This window comes from Streptococcus parasanguinis, from assembly GCF_964238605.1.
Taxonomy (GTDB): Bacteria; Bacillota; Bacilli; order Lactobacillales; family Streptococcaceae; genus Streptococcus; species Streptococcus parasanguinis_AJ.
The window spans coordinates 79052-84270 of sequence record NZ_CAXSMM010000006.1; the positions used below are offsets into that span (position 1 = coordinate 79052).

The 5219-nt window shown below is 42.8% G+C and carries 2 protein-coding genes; both read right to left on the reverse strand.

Annotated features, from left to right (window positions below):
- On the reverse strand, positions 1 to 2820 hold a 2820-nt coding region (locus tag ACESR9_RS06255; protein ID WP_373106076.1), incomplete at its 3' end, for an accessory Sec-dependent serine-rich glycoprotein adhesin.
- Between the two features lie 196 nt (positions 2821 to 3016).
- Positions 3017 to 5219 (reverse strand): LPXTG cell wall anchor domain-containing protein (locus tag ACESR9_RS06260; RefSeq protein ID WP_373106107.1); only part of this gene is annotated, 2203 nt, incomplete at its 5' end.

Genomic DNA, 5219 nt, shown 5'->3' on the forward strand with positions numbered 1-5219 from the left:
CTGACTCGCGGAAACTGATTTTTGTACCAACGACTCGGATTGGCTCGCAGAAACTGACTCTTGAACCAACGAGTCTGACTCACTTGCAGAAACTGATTCTTGAATCAATGAGTCTGATTGGCTGGCCGAAACTGATTCTTGAACCAAGGATTCTGATTGACTTGCAGAAACTGATGCCTGAATTAAGGATTCTGACTGACTTGCTGAAACAGAGGCCTGAACCAACGAATCAGACTGGCTGGCAGATACGGATTCTTTAATCAAGGAATCTGATTGACTGGCTGAAACCGACTCTTGGACTAGAGACTCCGACTGACTAGTGGAGATCGATTCCTGAACCAACGAGTTGGATTCGCTTGTCGATACAGATTGTGACAAGGAAATCGAGGTTGAAACCTGTGAATCTGATTGACTGGCGAAGCTAGATGCTTGTGACAAGGAAACGGACTCACTGACCGAAACAGATTGAGAAGATGAAATGGATTCTGAAACTAGTGACTCTGAAGTTGAAATCGAGAAGTTTTGAGATTGTGAAGCAGATTCTGACGGTGTCATCTTCCGATAGTAATAATTCACACTCGTTAAGGGATATGAATCTACTATTTTTTTGATCGTTTGTTTGAAGTTGGAAAAACCATCTGCTCCTTGAGGTGTTGCATCTTCTCCAACGACCATGGTCGTATTTTTATCGAGGTAGGCTGATTTTGGAAGTTCCGTGAATGGTTTTGGAACAGTATATTCTATTCCTGTTTTCTCATCAGTGTATGTAACTGTCTCCTTACTAGAGAACCAACCTGTAATATCCAACTCAAAATGTTGGTAATCTATTCGTTTTGGTGTAACATTCAGGAAATAATCCTTGTTTTTACTTTCAACTTTACGAGTTCCACCTAAATCTGAAAGGTTATCCGTACTATCTTGTTTAAATTCTTTTTCATAAACAAGTGTATATACATCGGTTACCTTAGCGTTTCCTACATCACCACTACTAACATCATGGATTTTAGAAGGATCTAAAACATAGTAGCGAAGAGAATAATCACCATTTTGATTAAGGGTGACAACTTCACTTTTAATGAAATGCTCACGCGCATCCCCTAATAGTTCAATTCTTGATTTCCCATTCTTACTATTATCGAACACCCCACTTTTACGATTCGGGAACACGGTATGCGCTGGGACCTGTACATAACCAGGAAATTCGCGTGGATTGGAAGCTGTATAATGCTGGCCTTCCAATCCGTAGATTCTATACTCTAGTAAGGATCTTTCTTTCCCCGTTGGTTCATATTGCCCATTAAACCATCTACCATTCGGGTCCACTTCTCTATAGAAGGTCGATTGTTGTCCCATCATAGATGGAATTTTGATACTAGGATACGTCCTAATCAATTGCCCCTGATTCTCAGGCGTCATGACATCATAAATACTCCGGAATAAGAAAGCCTGTTCCGGAATAAAATTCGTTAGCATTCCAAAGGTTCCATTACCTGTAGTAGGTTCCGAATTAAAAACCTTGTTCCCAAGGGGAGCTTGACCAATCAGTACTTCTTTTGGTAATTGAATATCTTGGCCATGTCCTTCTGGAGATACAGTTTGTGAAAAAATTTCAGCCCCATCTGATTTCCGAACAATGCGGAAATAAACATCCATTGCCTTATGCTTTTCCGGGTCTATCTCACTGATATCAATCGACATGGTCGCATAGTAACCAAGTGACTCTCCTTGTTTATTCACAAAGTCCCAAATACCAAATGTATAACGATTGGTGTAGGGTTCACCTAAAAAATTTTTCAACTCTTCAGGCGAAAATCTTAAAAGATCTTTATCTAGATGAGGATCCTTAGCATATCCTGGTGTGTCAAGTGTAGGATCTTCTACACTCGCACCATTGGGATCTTCTGGGTTCGGGCTCATATCCAATACATCATCAGCCAAGTATGTTTCTTCAGCTAGAGGAGCCAACTGAGCAGAGATCGCAGGTTTCCCATCTATATTCGTATTTCCCACAAAACCTGCAGCTGTCAAGGTCGTCATCATCTCATCGACAGCTTTCTCCAAACGATCGCGCTGGTCAGCATAAGCTTGCGCACTGGCATTGGTGTGGATCAAGTTATTGCTTGCAGCCACTTCAGCCTGCACTTTGTTAATGACCGCTTCGACCACTGCTCGGCGATCAGTGTCCGTCATTTTAGATGCGTAATTCCCTGCAATTTCTTGAAGCAATTCAGCTTCAGAGGTATTTTGTTCTAAAACAGTGGCTTCTTCTAAACTAGTTGGCTCTTCAATACCTGCTTCTGACTCTAGAGCTTGGGTAGACTCGCTAAGTGCTGTTGATAATGCAGTTGATCCAACTTCGCTCAAAGATAAAGACGTGGATTCACTGATCGAAGCAGACGCACTCTCAGATGTAGAAAAACTAGTTGATTCTGAAACAGAGCTGGATTCTGAAGGCTGGCTTGAGGTTTTCGCTAAGACCACACTATCTGCTTCTGCCAAGGTTTCCTCTTTTGTCTCAGAAACCGTTGGTGCAAGTGATGTTGCATCCTCCGCCTTAGCAGTCGTAGCAATCACAGCACCACCAAAAACAGTCCCTACCGTAATCAAACCTTTTAAGAAGGCTTGGTTATGCTTTTGACTTTCTATTTGATCTTGCTGTACGTTGGCAATGATGGTCTCCTCCACTTGCCCACGCACCACGCGAAAGAGGCCTAGAGCAGCCGTTGATGCCCGAAGCCAATTTTTTCCTGATTTAATTAATTTGAAGCGTACGACACGATCTGTTTCACGAAAGTTTCCTTTTGAACGCTTAAATTGCATGATATTCCCCTTACATTGTAGTCATTATTAATTATACAGGAATACTACGTAGATTCAAGTAATTTGCTACAAAAAACTTCTATATTATTGTTTAATTTTCAAATTTTTTTGTAACACATTAAAAACACCTCATTCTACTAGAAAAAAAGTGAATCTCCTATGAGATTCACTCGAAAAAATGATTTTTCCTACTAGATCAGTTCCCTTTCTTTTTACGTCGGGTAAGTCCAGCAATTCCAGCTAACCCTGTAACTACTCCGAGAAGAGCTGATGTTACAGATCCTGTTTCGCCAGTATTTGGAAGGGCCACAGATTGGCTGTGTTTTTGTGATCCACTTGCTGATTCTGATGCAGACAATGACTCTGAATGAGAAATTGATTGGCTCATTGAATTAGAGTATGAACCGCTACCAGATGTCGATCCTGATTGTGATTGACTCACTGAAACTGAAGTAATTACTGATGTTGAAGTTGATTCAGGTGCAGAGGTACTCAATGATGCTGACTCAGATGCAGATACTGATGTCGAAACTGAAAGCGAAGTAGAGACTGACTGGCTTGCTGATACTGAACTGCTCAACGATGCTGACAATGATTCGGAGGTCGAGATTGATTCAGATGTTGAGACTGACTCGGATGTCGAAACTGATTCTGAGGTAGACGCTGACTCGGACGCAGAGGCTGACAATGATTCAGATACAGAAACTGATTCGGACGTAGAGACTGATTCTGATGTTGAAACCGATTCAGACACTGACACTGATTCTGATGCTGATACCGATTCAGACGTTGACACTGACTCAGATGCAGATGCTGATTCGGACGTAGACGCCGACTCTGATGTCGAAACTGAAACTGAAGTAGATGCCGATTCTGATGCAGACACTGACTCGGACGCAGATGCTGACTCAGAGGTAGAAACTGACTCGGACGTTGATGCTGATTCAGACGCTGAAACTGACTCAGAGGTTGAGACCGATTCAGAAGTTGAAACTGATTCAGACGTGGAGACTGACTCTGACGTCGAGACTGACTCTGACGTCGATACCGATTCAGACGCTGAGACTGATTCGGATGTTGACACTGATTCAGATGTAGATACTGATTCAGACGTTGAAACTGATTCAGACGTTGAAACTGATTCAGACGTTGAAACTGATTCAGATGTAGATACTGATTCTGATGTAGATACTGATTCTGAGGCTGATACTGATTCAGACGTCGATGAAGATTCAGACGTTGAAACTGATTCGGATGCTGAGACCGACTCAGAGGTTGAGACTGATTCGGATGCTGAGACCGACTCAGAGGTTGAGACTGATTCGGATGCTGAGACCGACTCAGAGGTTGAGACTGATTCGGATGTTGATACTGACTCAGACGCTGACACTGATTCGGACGTTGAAACTGACTCCGATGTCGATGCTGACTCAGATACAGATACTGACATCGAAACTGAAACCGAAGTAGAGACTGACTGGCTTTCTGATACTGAATTGCTCAACGATGCTGACAATGATTCTGATGTCGAGATTGATTCAGACGTTGAAAGTGATTCAGAAGTAGACACTGATTCAGACGTTGAGGCTGACTCAGACGCAGAAGTTGATTCCGATGTTGAAACCGACTCAGAGGCTGACAATGATTCAGAGACTGAAACTGACTCAGATGTTGAGACTGAAACTGAAGTAGAAACTGACTGACTTTCTGATACTGAAGTGCTCAACGATGCTGACAATGATTCTGATGTCGAGATTGATTCTGATACAGAAACCGATTCAGATGTTGAAACTGATTCGGACTCTGAGACTGATTCTGATGTTGAAACTGATTCAGAAGCAGAGGCTGATTCTGATGCTGATACCGACTCAGATTCAAAGGCTGACGCTGATTCGGACGTAGATACTGACTCAGAGACTGAGACTGACTCAGATGTCGATACTGATTCAGAGGTTGAAACTGACTCAGACGCTGATACTGATTCGGACGTTGAAACTGATTCGGAAGTTGATGCCGATTCAGAAGTCGAGACTGATTCGGACGTTGAAACCGACTCAGACGCTGACACTGATTCAGACGTTGAAATTGACTGACTTTCTGATACTGACTCGGATTCTGAAACTGATTCTGATGTTGAGACTGACTCAGACGTCGATACCGATTCAGAGGTTGAGACTGATTCTGATGTAGAGGCCGACTCAGAGGCTGATGCTGACTCAGATACAGAAACTGATTCAGACGTTGACACTGATTCTGATACAGAAACCGACTCGGACGTAGACACTGATTCGGATACAGAAACCGATGCAGACGCTGAGACTGATTCAGACGTTGACACTGATTCTGATACAGAAACCGACTCGGACGTAGACACTGATTCGGATACAGAAACCGATGCA